This is a genomic window from Holdemanella sp. (assembly GCF_056804935.1).
Genome location: NZ_DBMEXE010000018.1, coordinates 1 through 15,489, shown reverse-complemented (window position 1 = coordinate 15,489; position 15,489 = coordinate 1). Strand labels below are relative to the sequence as shown.

Sequence of the window (15,489 nt, the reverse complement as noted above, 5' to 3'; positions counted from 1 at the left end):
AAATTCTGTACACATGTTTCATTACCTCACTTACAGGTAAATTGTACAAGTCTATTTGACATTAATGATGTCTATATCCTGTTTTATTAAATGTGTCTTTGCACAAATAAAAGAAAGACCGATATTCAGATTTTTTAAGTCTTGAATATTCGGTCCTTTTTTAAACTAAAACGTTTTTATCTGTTATAGCCCCTTTTACTATTAATCATCAATATAAGCTGTAGCCATTGATTCTGACCAAATAAGTGTAGAAGATGTATTCAAACCTTTTACTTTCTTATTACGCAAACAATATGTTTGTACACCATCTGTTGGTAAGTATGCACATAGTTCCGCTTGACGAACATAAGCCTTTAAGTAAGCAGCTGCTGAAGCATCTTTATCAGCTGTATAAGCACCTGCAGCTAAGTATGAATCTAATTCATCATCTTTTAAACGAGCAAGGTTATTTACACCTTGTGATTGAATAAAGTAATCAACGCTTGTATCTTCAGGGCTTGTAAAAGAGTTTCCTAAATAAGATACATCCCAATCACCAACAGCTGAATCATCACTTACAGTTGCAATAACTGTATTAAATTCCATTGTGTTTGCCTTGAAGTCGACACCAAGTTCTCCCCATTGTTTTTGTAACATAGGAATCATTGTATCCATCGCATCTTTTTCTTTTGTAGCCAAGAACTTAATGCTTAATTTTTGACCATCTTTTTCACGAATACCATCACTACCAACAGTCCATCCCGCATCATCTAAGATTTGTTTAGCTTTTTCTACATCATAATCATAGTAAGTAGCACCATCTACTTTTTCTTCACCACGAACATATGCACCATTTCCGCCAGATACTGGGTTACCAAACAAACCTGGTACATATGCTAATTTAGCATCTTTATCATCTAATTTATAATAGCTTGCGATATAGGCTTCACGATCAAATCCATAAGCCAAAGCTTGACGAACAGCCTGATCTTGGCATGCCCCTGCTGCTGTATTCATAAACAAGAAGTCTTCACGATCACTTGGATACGAATCCATAGTCAAACCTTTATCTTTGTCTTTGGCTACTGTGTTGATTTTATTCGCTTCCACTACATCTGGAATATAATCGATTGTTCCATTTTCCAATTCTTTGATTTCAGTCGAAGTCTCCGTTTTCTTGATCATAATCTTAGAAATTTGGTATTCTCCATCCTCAGCTTCAAAATTTTCATTTCGATCCAATGAAGCTCCCTCTGTTTTAGAGAATGATTTTAATTTATAAGGACCTGTTCCAATAGGATTACTATTGTTCTTTTCAACATTTGAAGTTTTTCCCTTCTTATACTTCAATGTTTTTGCACTACAAATTTTTTGTATTCCCAAAGTCGATTCTGCATCAATTTTTGGCTTTGCCATATGGAATACAACTGTATAATCGTCTGGTGTTTCAATTCCAGAGACATCTTTAGCATCTCCATCATGATATTCGCTATATCCATTTAGGAAATCTACATTACTTGAAAAACGTCCTGTATAACTTGGGTCAGCCATAACGCTAAACGTTGCCTTTACATCTTTTGAAGTAAATTTAGATCCATCACTAAATTTAACACCTTTCTTCAATTTAAATGTCATTGTTGTTCCATCATCACTAATAGTAGGTAGTTCCTCTGCTAATTCTGGAACTAAATTGGCATCCTTGTCATATGCCAATAATCCTTGATATACCAAGTTAACTACATTGTGATCGTTAACGGTCTGATAATACATAGGAGAAAAATCTCCATTCATTTCTGTAAACAATCCAACTGTTAATGTTTGTTCTTTACCAGAACCCGATCCACCTGCAGAACATCCTGCAAGTACAAATGCCATACCTAAGGCACATACACTTCTCTTATTCATAACTCTTCCTCTTCTCTTTCATGTAAACCATTATAACGCTTTCTGAAACATATTCAATTGTTTTTTACATTTAATTTCTGTAACAACATTATTTGCTTTATATAAAAGAAAAAAGCCTATCTTTTATGATAAGCTTCATATAATTCATTCTTTTTGCAAGCCATTTCTTTAGCAACTAAACCAATAGCTTCTTTTGTACGCATTCCAGATTCAATATATTCATCCACTTTCGTAATGGCTGTATACATATCAAATACAACGTCATCTTGTTTAAAGCCATCCATGACAATAACCATTTCACCTTTACAAGTAGCCGCTACTTCTAACACTTCTTCAATGGTACCACGAATATATTCTTCATGCACTTTTGTAAGTTCTCTAGCTAAACACATTTGACGATTTCCCAATACTTCCAACATATCTTGTAAAGTATCCTCAATACGATGAGGTGCTTCATAGAAAATCGTTGTATAAGGAATTGTTTTGATTTCTTCGAGTTGTTTCTTTCTTTTTGAACTCTTATTGTCTAAAAAGCCATAGAACAAATAGTGATAACAACTCAATCCACTCGCAACCAATGCATTCATAGCTGCGTTGGCACCTGAAACAGAAACCACATTAAATCCATGCGAAATGGTTTCTTGAACTAATTTCTGTCCTGGATCTGAAACCAAAGGGTAGCCTGCATCGGAAACTACCGCAACATTTTCGCCATTTTCTAATCGTTCAATGATTTTAGGAATACTGACCTGTTGATTATGTTCATGATGCGACATCAATATTGTATCAATTCCATATGCCATTAAAAGTTTTTTTGTGTTACGCGTATCCTCAGCTGCAATGACACTCACTTCTTTTAAAATATCCAAAGCTCTAGGTGTCATTTCCTGTAAGTTTCCAATAGGTGTAGGAACCAAATACAATGTGGAAACATCCGTTTCAAAACTCTTCTGTCTAATCATTATTTAATTCCTTGTCTGGCCACAATTCTTGGAAATCCACAAACAAGACTTCTTCTTTGTTCTCTAACTTAGCCTGTTTTTGAAGAACGTTCATACTTGAAATACGATACTTCTTGTCTTTATATGTCACAGTTGAATTGATTTTTGGCAAATCCTTACGCATTCTTGTATATTCTTCATTTTCAAAACGTAAACAACACATTAGTTTTCCACACTGTCCACTCAACTTTTGAATATTCAATGCCAACAACTGGTTTTTAGCCATATTGATTGATACTGTATCAAAATCTGACATGAATCTTGAGCAGCAGCATTCCATACCGCAGTTTCCAATTCCACCGACAATTTTAGCTTTGTTTCTTGGACCCACTTGTCTTAATTCTATACGACAATGTAAGTGTTGTGCTAAATCTTTCAATAGTTGTCTAAAATCTACACGATCATCAGATACATATGTAAAAATAACTTTTGTACGATCCAATGTATATTCAGAACTAATCAAATGCATATCCAACTTCAAATTTGCGACACACTCGTGACAAATCTTCATAGCTTCTTTAGCTCTTTCTACATTTTCCTCTTTACACTTAATATCTTCGGGTGTTGCCTTACGCAATACCGGCTTGATATCTCCTTTTACTTTGGAAGCATCAAAATCAACGGTAGGGACACAAACCTTTCCTAATTCTTGTCCACGTACTGTTTCTACAACAACGATATCATTTGTATAGTATTTTACATTTGACCCGAAAGTGTAGGCTTTTTTTGATTCTTCAAACTGAATATAAACAATATATTTATATGTTACTTTTCCTTCTGTATTCACTAAATCACAGCCTTCCTAATATCATAATAAAGCTTATCCATAAATAAACCTAAATCGACTGGTCGATATAACATATCCATATTCTCAACCAAAATCGAATATAGTTTTACTTTTTTTTCTAAAGGTAAATTTACCCTATCATTTTTTACATAGAATAAAATCCATTGAATCCACAATTGTATCCAATCCTTATTCATGCGTTCAGACTTATTCACAAATACACCTGTCTGCATCTTTTCAATTTGTGCAAAAGAAGATGCATGTTCAATATATTCAAGTGCAACTTGTTTTAACTCTTCAAAATCAGGCAAAGACAACAATTCAATAGCCTTATCATACGTATATCCAGATTCGGCCAACATCTTCGCGTTTTCTTCACTTGTATTTTCAAGCAACAAGTGTTCACAGCTTTCCGGTTTAAAATGAATAGCCTGACACCTAGATTGAATAGTAGGTAATACATTGGATTTTTCATCCGCAATTAATATACCATAAATCCCTTCACTTGGCTCCTCTAAAAACTTCAACAAGCTATTTGAAGCATCTGGCGTAGCCTTATCATAATGATCTAGAATATAGATTCTGGCATTTTGTTTTCCTGCACTCGTTGATTCAAAAAACGCCTGTAAATCCACTATATCTTTCTTTTTAATACGATCATTCGATACAATCATGTAATCTAAAGATTCTTCATTCTCTATGCGTTTACAACTTTCACATTCTTGACACGCAAAACCATCAAAATCTGTATGTTCGCACACAATACTTTGTGCAAATAAGATGGCTGTTTCTAATTTACTTGAACCTTTTGGTCCGTGAAATAAATAGGCATTCGCAACTCTTTTGTTTTTTAGAGCATTTGACAATGTCTGATAAACGATTGGCTGTGCTTTTTTTAGATACTCTTTATTCATATTCTTTGATTACCTTTAAGACACATTCCATGGCACTTTTTAAAACCTCTTCCTTACAAGGCTCGGCATCAATCACTTCAATACGCTCTGGATACATGGATACTAATGTTTCATAACCTTGACGCACAGCTTTATGAAATGAACTTTCTTCTTGGTCCAAACGATTCAAGTCGCCACGAAGATTCATACGTTTTTTACCCGTTTCTACACTAACGGATAAAAATAGAGTCTTTTCAGGCATACATCCATCAATCGCAAACTGATTGATATCCCATACTTCTTTTAAACCTATGCCTCGTGCAATTCCTTGGTATGCCAAACTTGAATCAATGAAGCGATCACACAATACGATCTTCTTATTTTCCAATGCTGGAAGAACAACTTCTTTTAAATGTTGTCTACGACTTGCCGCATATAATAATGCTTCTGTACGATCATCCATTTCTGTATTGTTTACATCTAATAATATATTACGAATGGATTCTGCAATCTTGCTTCCGCCTGGCTCACGAGTATAAATGCAGTCGTATCCCATTTTAATCAATTCTTCTTGTACCGCTTTACATACGGTTGTTTTTCCTGATCCATCATTTCCTTCAAATGTTATAAATACACCTTGTTTCATATTTTTCCTCACCATATATATTCAATAATTATTATTTTCTAATATCTATTCCTCATTTAAACATAGCGTTCTTCGGTTTTCAAGTGGTTATTAACATCATATTTTACGGTTTTCAAATATAATTAGGCATCAAAAAATACAGTTTTCAAAAAAATACCCATAAGCATTCAACTTATGGGTATTCCCTAATTATAATGTTTTTCCCGTCAACATTGTGTAAGCTTGAAGATATTTTTCAATTGTCTTATCCACAATCTCTTGAGGAAGTGTCCAGTCATTACCTGGATTTGCCTTTAGCCAGTCACGCGCAAATTGTTTGTCAAATGATGGTTGCGAATGACCCGCTTCATATCCGTCTGCAGGCCAGAAACGAGAACTATCAGGAGTTAACATTTCATCGCCAATAACGATATTACCATTTTCGTCTAAACCAAATTCAAATTTTGTATCCGCAATAATAATTCCTTTGCTTAAAGCATACTCAGCACATTTTTTATATAAAGCGATCGTGCAATCTTTGATCTTAGTTGCATATTCTTCACCATGTCCTGGGAAGTATTTTTCTAAGTGCGCAATACTTTGTTCAAAAGAAATGTTTTCATCGTGATCACCAATTTCAGCCTTTGTACTAGGTGTATAAATTGGTTCTGGAAGTTGTTGTGATTCTTGTAATCCTTCTGGAAGTTCAATACCACAAACCTTTCCTGTTTCTTGGTAGCTAGCCCATCCACTACCTGTGATGTAACCACGAACAATACATTCGATTGGAAGCATGTTCAATTTACGGCATAACATTGATTTTCCTTCAAATTTTTCTTGTTGGAAATATTCCGGCATATCCTTTGTATCCACACTAATCATGTGGTTTGGTAAGATATCACTTGTGTAGTCAAACCAGAATTTTGACATCTGTGTTAAAACAGTTCCTTTTTTTGTAACCTCATTGTTTAGAATTACATCAAAACAACTGATACGATCTGTCGCAACCATAATAAGGTTGTCCCCATTGTCATAAATTTCACGTACTTTTCCTTCTTTAATTGGTTTTAATTCCTGCATCTCGAATCTCCTTTTCTGCGTACAAGACAAAGATACAACTAAAACAAATTTAACACAATATGAAAATAAGGAAATCCTAAGATTTCCTTACAAATTTTTAACATTTAATGCACGAATCGCATTTAATACGGCAATAATCATAACGCCAACGTCCGCAAAAATCGCAACCCACATATTCGCAATACCAATGGCACCTAAAATCAAACAAACGAGTTTAATACCAATCGCAAAATAAATATTCTCATATACAATATGAATACACTTCTTTGCGATCTTAATGGCTTTAGAAATCTTTAATGGATCATCATCCATCAAAACAATATCTGCCGCCTCAATAGCTGCATCACTGCCTAAAGCACCCATCGCAATACCAATATCAGCTCTTGATAATACAGGAGCATCATTGATTCCATCTCCGACAAAGGCAAGATTTTCTTTCGGTTGTTTTAAAGATAATAATTCTTCAACTTTATTCACCTTATCTTGAGGCAATAATTCCGAATACACTTTATCAATATGTAATTCAGAAGCAACTTTATCTGCCACACTTTTTACATCCCCAGTCAACATGACTGTTTGTTTAATGCCAGCCTTCTTCAATGCTTCAATGGCCTCTTTGGCATGAGGCTTCAACATATCCGAAATCACAATGTGACCTGCATATTTTCCATCAATAGCCACATGAACAATCGTACCAACACTATGACATTCTTGATAAGGAATATTATACATCTTCATTAATTTATCATTACCTGCAAGTACTTGCACTCCATCCATTACAGCTTTAACACCATGACCACTTATTTCTTCTACATTTTCAATACGAGATTTATCAATGGTATTTCCATACGCCTTTAATAAACTTTTAGAAATAGGATGCGTCGAATAACTTTCAGCCATTGCCGCATACTCTAATAATTTCTCTTCTGGAATAGTCGCATGATGAATCCCTGCCACCTCAAATACACCTTGTGTCATTGTACCTGTTTTATCAAATACAACATATTTACAGGATGCCAAAGCCTCTAAATAGTTAGATCCTTTAACCAAAACGCCCTGATTGCTGGCGCCACCAATTCCGGCAAAGAAACTCAAAGGAATACTGATTACCAATGCACATGGACAAGAAATAACTAAGAATGTTAAGGCACGATATAGCCATGTGCCAAAGTCAGCAGGATTTGACATAATCAAATTGAATACTGGTGGAAGTAAGAACAATGCCAAAGCACTATAACATACGGCTGGCGTATAAATTCTCGCAAAACGGGAAATAAACGCTTCTGAACGAGATTTCTTACTTGACGCATTTTCAACCAAATCCAAAATTTTTGATACAGTAGATTCCCCAAATTCTTTTGTTGTCTTAATTTTTAATAAGCCAGTCATATTGATGCAGCCACTGATTACTTCATCATTTTCACTCACTTCTCTAGGCAAGCTTTCCCCTGTTAAAGCCGCTGTATTTAGAGTAGAACTTCCTTCAACCACAATTCCATCAATAGCCACTTTTTCACCAGGTTTAACCACAATAATTGTACCAATCTCAACTTCATCCGGATCTACTTGTTCAAGATTTCCATCCTCATCTTCAACATTGGCATAATCCGGACGAATATCCATTAATTCCGTAATGTTTTTGCGACTCTTACCTACCGCATAACTCTGGAACCATTCCCCAATCTGATAGAACAACATAACAGCTGTTGCTTCATCAAAAGATTTCAAACCAATAGCACCTACTGTTGCGACAGCCATCAAAAAATTCTCATCAAATACCTGACGATTTCTAATTCCTTTAAAAGCCTTAAGAAGAATATCATAACCAATTTCTAGATAGGCCACTAGAAACAAAGGAATTTCAATATATTCGGGTAGTTTTGCGACCTTAATTATAATAAAAAGAATACTCGCAACAATAATTCGCTTTAACATCTTCTTCTGTTTCTTGTTCATACTTATCTCTACCTCTCCAAAAACATTAATTGTTCAATCATTCAACTATAATAATTGAAAAATAGAGATGCTTTCGCATCTTACTTTTCATTAAAAGAAAATTTCGCAATCATCTTCTACTTTTTTACAATTTTCTAAAACACGAGCCATGACTTCTTTAGGTTGAACTCCATCTTCAAATTCAACATTCATCTTTAACATCATGAAGTTTACAACCGCATTCTTTACGCCTTCTGTATTATTAGCAGCTACTTCCATTTTGTTTGCACAGTTTGCGCAATCTACATCAATCTTATAACTCTTTTTCATATTATTTTCCTCCACATTTGAATAGTTGAACATGTATTCAACCTTTTACACTTTCATTATATAGGATTCATACATGATGTCAATAACTTTTTGACAATTGTTCAATCATTCAACTATAATAAAGAAAAAAGGAGAACATATGATTGGTACACATTGTGACTGCAAGCCTAAAAATACAGAATTAGTACAAGAAGTAAAAGAAAACATGCCGGCCTTTGATGAAATTATGAACCTATCAGATTTCTTTAAAGTCATGGGTGATAGTACACGCCTTCAGCTTTTATTATCCCTTCAACAAAGCGAAATGTGCGTATCGGATTTAGCCAACGTACTCGATATGACAAAATCTGCCGTATCACATCAATTAAAGGCACTACGCCTTTCTAAACTCATCAAATCTAGAAAAGAAGGAAAGACAGTCTACTATTCATTAGATGATGAACATATTGAAACCATTCTAGGCATGGCTTTTGATCATACAAAGGAACATTAAGAGGAAGATCGATTCTTCCTTTTTTTTTGATTTAACCGTAAAACAAAGTCAATTATGTTATTCAGACATATATACCATATGTACACAACATATAAAAGCATTATCATACAAAACAGATAACGTTTACATTGATAAAAAGACTTGAATTTCAAAATCATGAGAACTAAAATACGAGCTTATAGAAAAACGAATTTTGTCTTAATTCGTAAATTCACGGATTATCTCCATCGTTTTTTTATTGTTTCGAAAGGAGGAGCTATGGAAGAGTTCACAAAAGAACTACTTGATCAGTTAAACGTTGACACCGCGTTTACTATCGGTCCCTTTGCGATTAGTGAATCGGTTGTCATCACATGGGTTGTCATGGCTATACTTGTTTTACTTTCTGCTTGGTTAACACGAGGACTCAAAGTTCATAATCCAGGCAAGAAACAAATTGTAGCGGAAAGTATTGTCATATGGCTAGATAAATTCACAATCTCCATGCTTGGTGAAAATGCCAAAGAATACAGTACCTACATTTCAACCATCCTATTATATATAGGTCTTGCGAATATCATTGGTATCTTTGGTATGAAACCCCCGACCAAAGATATGAATGTCACTATCGCACTAGCACTTATGAGCATTGTATTGATTGAAATCAGTGGAATACGAGCTAAAGGCATGAAAGGCTGGATCAAAAGCTTTACTCAACCCGTCGCCGTTGTTACACCCATCAATATTCTTGAAGTGTTTACACGTCCTTTATCACTGTGTATGCGTCTATTTGGTAATGTCATTGGTGCCTTCGTCATTATGGAAATGATCAAAATGGTCGTTCCTGTCTTTATACCTACTGTATTTAGCTTGTACTTTGATTTCTTTGATGGATTCATTCAAGCTTATGTATTCGTCTTTTTAACATCACTATTTATCGCAGAAGCGACAGAAACAGAATAAAATTAGGAGGAAATAAAAATGAGTTTAACAGCAATCGGAGTTGGAATGGCAGCACTTGCCGTTATTGGTGGAGGATTAGGTATTGGTTTTGCGACAAGCAGTGCCGTAAAAGCCATCGCCCAGCAGCCAGAAGCTCACGGAAAAATTCGTAGTACCTTATTAATTGGTGCAGCTTTAGCTGAAGCAACAGCCATCTACGGATTTGTATTAGGTATTTTAATCATTTTAATGGTGAAATAGGTGGGATAATCTATGTTAAGAATTGATTCCAATATTCTTTGGACAATCATCAATCTACTTATTTTATATGCACTGATGAAACATTTTCTATTTCAACCAGTACATGACATTCTTGAAAAGAGAAAACAAGAAATAGAATCTGATTTTGCCTTGGCAAATCAACAAAAACAAGAAGCTCTTGAATCAAAAAATAAAGCAGATCAACATCTTGCAAATATGCAAACAATTTGTGATGGCATGCTAGCGGATGCAAAAGAAAAAGCCAGCCTTGAATATGAACAAATTATTGCGGATGCAAATAAAAAATCCGATGAAATGATTGAACAAGCTCGCACCAAAACGATTGAAGCTGCCAATGAGGAAAAGGCAAAAGCTAAATCTGAAATCGCAGATTTGATTAATAAAGCGGCTGATAAAATCACAAATACAAAGAGCGATGAAAAACTATATGATGATTTTTTAAAGGAAATGAAATAAATGAACAACGAAAATTTAAACGCAACCTTACGCTGTGTAACAAGGCCTAGTGCAGCGCAAGAAGAAAAAATAAAGACATTCCTTAAAAATAAATACCAGGCCGAAAATATTACACTAACCATCTCTATTGATCCAAGTGTACGTGGAGGCTTTATTCTAAGCGCAAACAACGATGAATACGATTGGTCTACGCGTTCTCGCCAACAACAGCTTCAAGAACAAATTCAAGCTGCCAGGGATCAAGCCATTCAAATGAAAAAAGATGGAACACTTATGTCCATTTTAAAAGAGGCTATCGAACAATTTGAAGCCACTTCCCAAGAAAATGAAGTTGGCTATGTCGAAACAATTGGAGATGGTATCGCAACCATTTCGGGACTAGATCATGCGATGTATGGAGAAGTTGTTGTTTTTGAGAATGGTACAAAAGGAATGGTACTCGATATCACAACCGAAAACATCGGTGTTATTCTATTTGATACAGAAGGTACTATTGGTCAAGGTACAAAGGTTTCTCGAACAAAAAAACAAGCAGGTATGCCAGTCAGCTCTAATTTTCTAGGACGTGTCGTGGATCCACTTGGAAATCCAATTGATGGACTTGGTCCTATTGAAGCCGCTGAAATGCGTCCTATCGAAGAACCCGCCCCAAGCATTATTGACCGTAAACCTGTCACAACTCCTATGGAAACCGGTATTCTATCCATCGATTCTATGTTTCCTATTGGAAGAGGACAGCGTGAATTAATCATTGGGGATCGTCAAACGGGTAAAACTTCAATCGCATTGGATACTATACTAAATCAAAAAGGAAAAGACTGTATTTGTATTTATGTCTCTATTGCCCAAAAGGCAAGTACAGTGGCTAACCTAGTCAATACATTAAAGAAAAATGATGCGATGGGATATACCGTTATTGTAAACTCTACGGCTGCCGATTCAGCCAGCCTACAATATATTGCCCCTTATTCTGCAACTTCTCTAGCTGAATACTTTATGCATCAAGGCAAAGACGTACTTATTGTTTACGATGATTTAAGCAAGCATGCCGTTGCCTATCGTACGATCTCCTTATTACTAGGAAGATCTCCAGGACGTGAAGCCTATCCAGGTGATGTATTCTATTTACATTCTAGACTACTAGAACGTTCTTCTAGATTAAATTCAGGAGGATCCATCACAGCTCTTCCAATCATCGAAACCCAAGATGGAGATGTAAGTGCATATATTCCAACCAACGTTATTTCAATTACCGATGGTCAAATCTTCTTGGAAAGTGATTTATTCTTTGAAGGACAAAGACCTGCTGTTAATGTTGGATTATCTGTTAGCCGTGTCGGTGGTGCCGCTCAAACTAAAGCCATGAAAAAAGCATCTGGATCTTTACGTATCAATTTAGCTCAATACCGTGAAATGAAGGAGTTTACACAATTTGCCTCCGATTTAGATGATGCGACAAAACGACAACTTCAACACGGACAAGTACTTATGGAGCTTTTGAAACAACCTTTAAACCACCCTATGTCACATGCAGACATGGTTATTATTCTAGTAGTTGCAGACGCAGGAATTCTAGATGATTTGAATTCAAAACAAGTCAAAAAAGAAGAAACAAAATTATTAGATTGGTTTAATGAAAATCACAGTGAAATCAGTCGTGAGATCAATACAACTAAAAAACTGGATGACAATTTAAAAACAAGAATCATTACACTAGCTAAACAATATAGAGGACAAGAATAATGTCACAAATCCGAGAAATCAAAGATCGAATGAATGGTATTCAATCGACTATGAAGATCACAAAAGCCATGTATATGATTTCTTCAACCAAAATGAATACGGCCAAACAAAAAGCCGCAAATACCGATCCTTATTTTTACTCATTACGAAAGCAGATTTTGACGATCCTTCAAAATCTTCCTGATCACTTTGAACACCCTTACTTAGATAGTCGAGAATATATTGATGAAAAACATCAAAATAAGGCCATCATATGTGTTACTGGAGATAAGGGATTGGCCGGTGCCTACAACCTTAATGTTTTAAAGCTCACTGAACAAATCATTAAGGCTCACCCAAACTATAAGCTCTATATGATTGGAGAAGTTGGAAGACAATACTTTTTAAGACGACACATTCCGGTTGAAGAAAGTTTTCTATATACAGCGCAAAATCCAACTTTGAGTCGTGCAAGATCCATTTCGAGTAAAATGCTTGAACTGTATGCTGAAAAAACAATCGATGAAGTATTAATTATCTATACACGTATGGATCAACACAATCAATTTACGGTCGATGTTGAACAGTTACTTCCTTTGTATCGTTTAAATCAGGAAGTTGAAGTTGGTGGACAAACCATTCACTCCATTCAGTTGGAGCCTAGCCCTGCTGAATTATTAAACATTGTCATCCCTGATTATTTATCCGGATTTATTTATAGTGCCCTTGTTGAATCTTATGCATCCGAAAACTTTGCGCGTATGCAGGCAATGGATTCAGCAAATAAAAACGGTGAAGAATTATTAAACAGTTTATCTTTACAATACAATCGTCAAAGACAAGCAAAAATCACACAAGAAATAACAGAGGTTGCAGCTGGTGCCAAAGCTAGAAGGCAACAGCTACAAAAGAAGAAAAGGAGTCAATCCACATGCAAATAGGAAAAATCACACAAGTTATGGGCCCTGTTGTAGACGTACATTTTGATGAAACGCCACTTCCATATATTCAAACCGCTTTGCAGGTTGATAACCACGGCAAAAAAGTTGTAATGGAAGTTATGCAGCACATTGGAACCGATACAGTTCGTTGTATCATGTTATCGCCTAGTGAAGGCTTACAAAAAGATATGCCTGTCTTATCTACAGGAATGGGCATTGAAATTCCAGTTGGAACACAAAATTTAGGTCGTTTGTTTAATGTTTTGGGAGATACAATCGATGGAAAAGAAGCGATTGATACAGATACATATTGGCCTATTCACAGAAAACCACCAAAATTTGAAGATCAATCTCCTGTCACAGAAGTTCTTGAAACAGGAATCAAAGTTATTGACTTATTAGCACCATATGCCAAAGGTGGAAAGATTGGATTGTTTGGGGGTGCCGGCGTTGGAAAAACCGTACTGATCCAAGAATTGATTCGAAATATTGCCAGTGAGCATGGAGGCTATTCCATCTTTACAGGTGTTGGAGAAAGAAGTCGTGAAGGAAACGACTTATATACTGAAATGAGTGAATCCGGTGTAATCAAGAACACTGCACTTGTCTTTGGACAAATGAATGAAAGTCCAGGAGCCAGAATGCGTGTTGCCGAAACCGGACTGACTATGGCCGAATATTTCCGTGATGTTGAACATAAAGATGTATTATTATTTATCGACAACATCTTCCGTTTTGTACAAGCTGGATCAGAAGTTTCTTCTTTACTTGGACGTATGCCTTCCGCCGTTGGATATCAACCTACACTTGCTAATGAAATGGGACAACTTCAAGAACGTATTTCTTCCACAAAAAACGGATCCGTTACTAGTGTACAAGCTGTATACGTTCCTGCAGATGATTTAACTGACCCTGCTCCCGCAACAACATTCGAACATTTGGATGCGACAACCGTCTTATCTCGTAAGGTTGTTGAACAAGGTATTTATCCAGCTGTAGATCCACTTGAATCAAGTTCAAGAATTCTTCAACCCGATATTGTAGGTGAAGAACACTATGAAACAGCTCAACGTGTTTTACAATACCTTCAAAAATATAAAGAACTACAAGATATTATTGCCATTCTAGGAATGGATGAACTAAGTGATGAAGATAAAACCGTTGTAGCTAGAGCTCGTCGTTTACGTAACTTTATGGCTCAACCATTCCACGTAGCTGAACAATTTACTTCAATCCCGGGAAAATATGTTCCTCTACAAGATACAATCAAAGGCTTTAAAGCAATCTTAGATGGAGAAATGGACGAATATCCTGAAAGTGCTTTTTTCAATGTAGGAACCATTGAAGAAGTCAAAGAAAAAGCGAAAGAAGTATAATTATGGAACTTTTTGATTTAAAAATCATGGCTAGTGATCACGTGTTTTATAATGGTAAAGCACAAGTATTAACGATACACACACCCAATGGAAGTAAACAATTTCTTGCACATCATGCCAAGACAATCTACGCAATTACGCCTGGGCTTTTAAAAATCCGAAAAGAAGATAATTCTGAAATTGAAGTCGTTAGTGGCTATGGATCCATGATCTTTTCAAACAACCAAGCTGAAGTCTTAGTTGATACATGTGAAACACAAGAAGAACTAGATGCAAGAAGAGCCAAAGAATCTTTAGAACGTGCTAAAGAAAGAATGAGACAGAAACAATCCATTCGTGAATATTATATGTCACAAGCCAGTATAGCAAGAGCCTTAGCTCGTTTACAATTTAAAGATAAACACATTAATTAATAAACACATAAAATAGCCTATACCTTTCATGAAGATATATGCAATTGACGGCTAATTCGGTGCGCCTCTAGCGGTCATACCGGTTTCGAATGACGTTTGAATCGGTGCAACATGACGGACAACCGGTGTAATAGGACCTCCTTAATGCTATAGTTTGACTGTAGTGAAAGGAGGTCTTTTTGTATGGTGCGCCAGTTCGGTGCAGTTGATTTAGTTAGGTGAAACTCCTGACCTGGTAACTCTTGGAGCAAAAGAGGCCAGTATCTAGTCCTTGGGCATTGTATCGTGAGGTACAGTGTTAAGCGTAGGAAGGAAAGACTTAGAGCCCTAAAGCGAAAGCCTGAAGCAAT

The 15,489-nt window shown here is 35.8% G+C and carries 16 protein-coding genes; 8 read left to right on the top strand and 8 right to left on the bottom strand.

Going from position 1 to position 15,489, the window contains the following annotated elements; genetic code table 11:
* Nucleotides 1-201: 201 nt before the first annotated feature.
* The 8 genes from ACZQCL_RS01860 to ACZQCL_RS01825 form a co-directional block, all read right to left on the bottom strand.
* Nucleotides 202-1,884, bottom strand: coding sequence for an ABC transporter substrate-binding protein (locus ACZQCL_RS01860; protein ID WP_337619225.1), 1,683 nt, complete (start codon nt 1,882-1,884; stop codon nt 202-204).
* 116 nt (nt 1,885-2,000) lie between these two features.
* Nucleotides 2,001-2,846, bottom strand: a complete 846-nt coding sequence (rsmI, locus tag ACZQCL_RS01855) for a 16S rRNA (cytidine(1402)-2'-O)-methyltransferase (protein ID WP_337930588.1) — start codon at nt 2,844-2,846, stop codon at nt 2,001-2,003.
* On the bottom strand, nt 2,839-3,672 hold the full coding sequence (ricT, locus tag ACZQCL_RS01850) for a regulatory iron-sulfur-containing complex subunit RicT (RefSeq protein ID WP_482481718.1): 834 nt from the start codon (nt 3,670-3,672) through the stop codon (nt 2,839-2,841). The genes rsmI and ricT overlap by 8 nt, the downstream gene beginning before the upstream one ends.
* Nucleotides 3,672-4,586 carry a DNA polymerase III subunit gene (locus tag ACZQCL_RS01845; protein WP_118115967.1) on the bottom strand — a complete coding sequence of 305 codons (915 nt, stop codon included), beginning with the start codon at nt 4,584-4,586 and terminating at the stop codon, nt 3,672-3,674. Before ACZQCL_RS01845 ends, ricT begins: the two co-directional genes overlap by 1 nt.
* On the bottom strand, nt 4,579-5,211 hold the full coding sequence (gene tmk, locus ACZQCL_RS01840; protein ID WP_117925767.1) for a dTMP kinase: 633 nt from the start codon (nt 5,209-5,211) through the stop codon (nt 4,579-4,581). The genes ACZQCL_RS01845 and tmk overlap by 8 nt, the downstream gene beginning before the upstream one ends.
* Before the next feature lie 189 nt (nt 5,212-5,400).
* Nucleotides 5,401-6,270: a phosphoribosylaminoimidazolesuccinocarboxamide synthase gene (locus ACZQCL_RS01835; RefSeq protein ID WP_227992375.1), complete on the bottom strand. Its 870-nt coding sequence runs from the start codon at nt 6,268-6,270 to the stop codon at nt 5,401-5,403.
* Between the two features lie 87 nt (nt 6,271-6,357).
* The gene (locus ACZQCL_RS01830; RefSeq protein ID WP_482481715.1) at nt 6,358-8,226 is read right to left on the bottom strand and encodes a heavy metal translocating P-type ATPase; all 1,869 of its coding nucleotides are present in this window, start codon (nt 8,224-8,226) and stop codon (nt 6,358-6,360) included.
* A gap of 90 nt (nt 8,227-8,316) precedes the next feature.
* On the bottom strand, nt 8,317-8,535 hold the full coding sequence (locus ACZQCL_RS01825) for a cation transporter (protein ID WP_227992373.1): 219 nt from the start codon (nt 8,533-8,535) through the stop codon (nt 8,317-8,319).
* 139 nt (nt 8,536-8,674) lie between these two features.
* Between ACZQCL_RS01825 and ACZQCL_RS01820 the strand changes: the two genes are divergently transcribed.
* The 8 genes from ACZQCL_RS01820 to ACZQCL_RS01785 all read left to right on the top strand — a co-directional run bounded on the left by ACZQCL_RS01820 (nt 8,675) and on the right by ACZQCL_RS01785 (nt 15,139).
* Entirely contained in the window at nt 8,675-9,028 is a 354-nt protein-coding gene (locus tag ACZQCL_RS01820; RefSeq protein ID WP_040466407.1) for an ArsR/SmtB family transcription factor, read from the top strand.
* A 258-nt stretch (nt 9,029-9,286) separates the two neighbouring features.
* A complete protein-coding gene (locus ACZQCL_RS01815) occupies nt 9,287-9,970 on the top strand; it encodes a F0F1 ATP synthase subunit A (protein WP_227992372.1) in 684 nt (227 codons plus the stop codon).
* A gap of 18 nt (nt 9,971-9,988) precedes the next feature.
* Nucleotides 9,989-10,210 carry an ATP synthase F0 subunit C gene (atpE, locus tag ACZQCL_RS01810; protein WP_040466409.1) on the top strand — a complete coding sequence of 74 codons (222 nt, stop codon included), beginning with the start codon at nt 9,989-9,991 and terminating at the stop codon, nt 10,208-10,210.
* A 12-nt stretch (nt 10,211-10,222) separates the two neighbouring features.
* Complete coding sequence (locus ACZQCL_RS01805; RefSeq protein WP_227992370.1) at nt 10,223-10,687, top strand: F0F1 ATP synthase subunit B; 465 nt, start codon at nt 10,223-10,225, stop codon at nt 10,685-10,687.
* Entirely contained in the window at nt 10,688-12,430 is a 1,743-nt protein-coding gene (gene atpA / locus ACZQCL_RS01800) for a F0F1 ATP synthase subunit alpha (protein ID WP_418584549.1), read from the top strand. It abuts the gene before it with no gap.
* Nucleotides 12,430-13,350 carry an ATP synthase F1 subunit gamma gene (gene atpG / locus ACZQCL_RS01795; protein WP_227992367.1) on the top strand — a complete coding sequence of 307 codons (921 nt, stop codon included), beginning with the start codon at nt 12,430-12,432 and terminating at the stop codon, nt 13,348-13,350. The genes atpA and atpG overlap by 1 nt, the downstream gene beginning before the upstream one ends.
* Nucleotides 13,341-14,726, top strand: a complete 1,386-nt coding sequence (atpD, locus tag ACZQCL_RS01790; RefSeq protein WP_003865654.1) for a F0F1 ATP synthase subunit beta — start codon at nt 13,341-13,343, stop codon at nt 14,724-14,726. Before atpG ends, atpD begins: the two co-directional genes overlap by 10 nt.
* Before the next feature lie 2 nt (nt 14,727-14,728).
* On the top strand, nt 14,729-15,139 hold the full coding sequence (locus tag ACZQCL_RS01785) for a FoF1 ATP synthase subunit delta/epsilon (RefSeq protein WP_412345060.1): 411 nt from the start codon (nt 14,729-14,731) through the stop codon (nt 15,137-15,139).
* Nucleotides 15,140-15,489 lie beyond the last annotated feature (350 nt).

What these genes read in the sequence shown, in the direction of transcription:
- ACZQCL_RS01860 (WP_337619225.1), bottom strand. Translation starts at nt 1,884, where the DNA reads ATGAATAAGAGAAGTGTATGTGCCTTAGGTATGGCATTTGTACTTGCA.
- rsmI (WP_337930588.1), bottom strand. Translation starts at nt 2,846, where the DNA reads ATGATTAGACAGAAGAGTTTTGAAACGGATGTTTCCACATTGTATTTG.
- ACZQCL_RS01845 (WP_118115967.1), bottom strand. Translation starts at nt 4,586, where the DNA reads ATGAATAAAGAGTATCTAAAAAAAGCACAGCCAATCGTTTATCAGACA.
- tmk (WP_117925767.1), bottom strand. Translation starts at nt 5,211, where the DNA reads ATGAAACAAGGTGTATTTATAACATTTGAAGGAAATGATGGATCAGGA.
- ACZQCL_RS01835 (WP_227992375.1), bottom strand. Translation starts at nt 6,270, where the DNA reads ATGCAGGAATTAAAACCAATTAAAGAAGGAAAAGTACGTGAAATTTAT.
- ACZQCL_RS01830 (WP_482481715.1), bottom strand. Translation starts at nt 8,226, where the DNA reads ATGAACAAGAAACAGAAGAAGATGTTAAAGCGAATTATTGTTGCGAGT.
- ACZQCL_RS01825 (WP_227992373.1), bottom strand. Translation starts at nt 8,535, where the DNA reads ATGAAAAAGAGTTATAAGATTGATGTAGATTGCGCAAACTGTGCAAAC.
- ACZQCL_RS01820 (WP_040466407.1), top strand. Translation starts at nt 8,675, where the DNA reads ATGATTGGTACACATTGTGACTGCAAGCCTAAAAATACAGAATTAGTA.
- ACZQCL_RS01815 (WP_227992372.1), top strand. Translation starts at nt 9,287, where the DNA reads ATGGAAGAGTTCACAAAAGAACTACTTGATCAGTTAAACGTTGACACC.
- atpE (WP_040466409.1), top strand. Translation starts at nt 9,989, where the DNA reads ATGAGTTTAACAGCAATCGGAGTTGGAATGGCAGCACTTGCCGTTATT.
- ACZQCL_RS01805 (WP_227992370.1), top strand. Translation starts at nt 10,223, where the DNA reads ATGTTAAGAATTGATTCCAATATTCTTTGGACAATCATCAATCTACTT.
- atpA (WP_418584549.1), top strand. Translation starts at nt 10,688, where the DNA reads ATGAACAACGAAAATTTAAACGCAACCTTACGCTGTGTAACAAGGCCT.
- atpG (WP_227992367.1), top strand. Translation starts at nt 12,430, where the DNA reads ATGTCACAAATCCGAGAAATCAAAGATCGAATGAATGGTATTCAATCG.
- atpD (WP_003865654.1), top strand. Translation starts at nt 13,341, where the DNA reads ATGCAAATAGGAAAAATCACACAAGTTATGGGCCCTGTTGTAGACGTA.
- ACZQCL_RS01785 (WP_412345060.1), top strand. Translation starts at nt 14,729, where the DNA reads ATGGAACTTTTTGATTTAAAAATCATGGCTAGTGATCACGTGTTTTAT.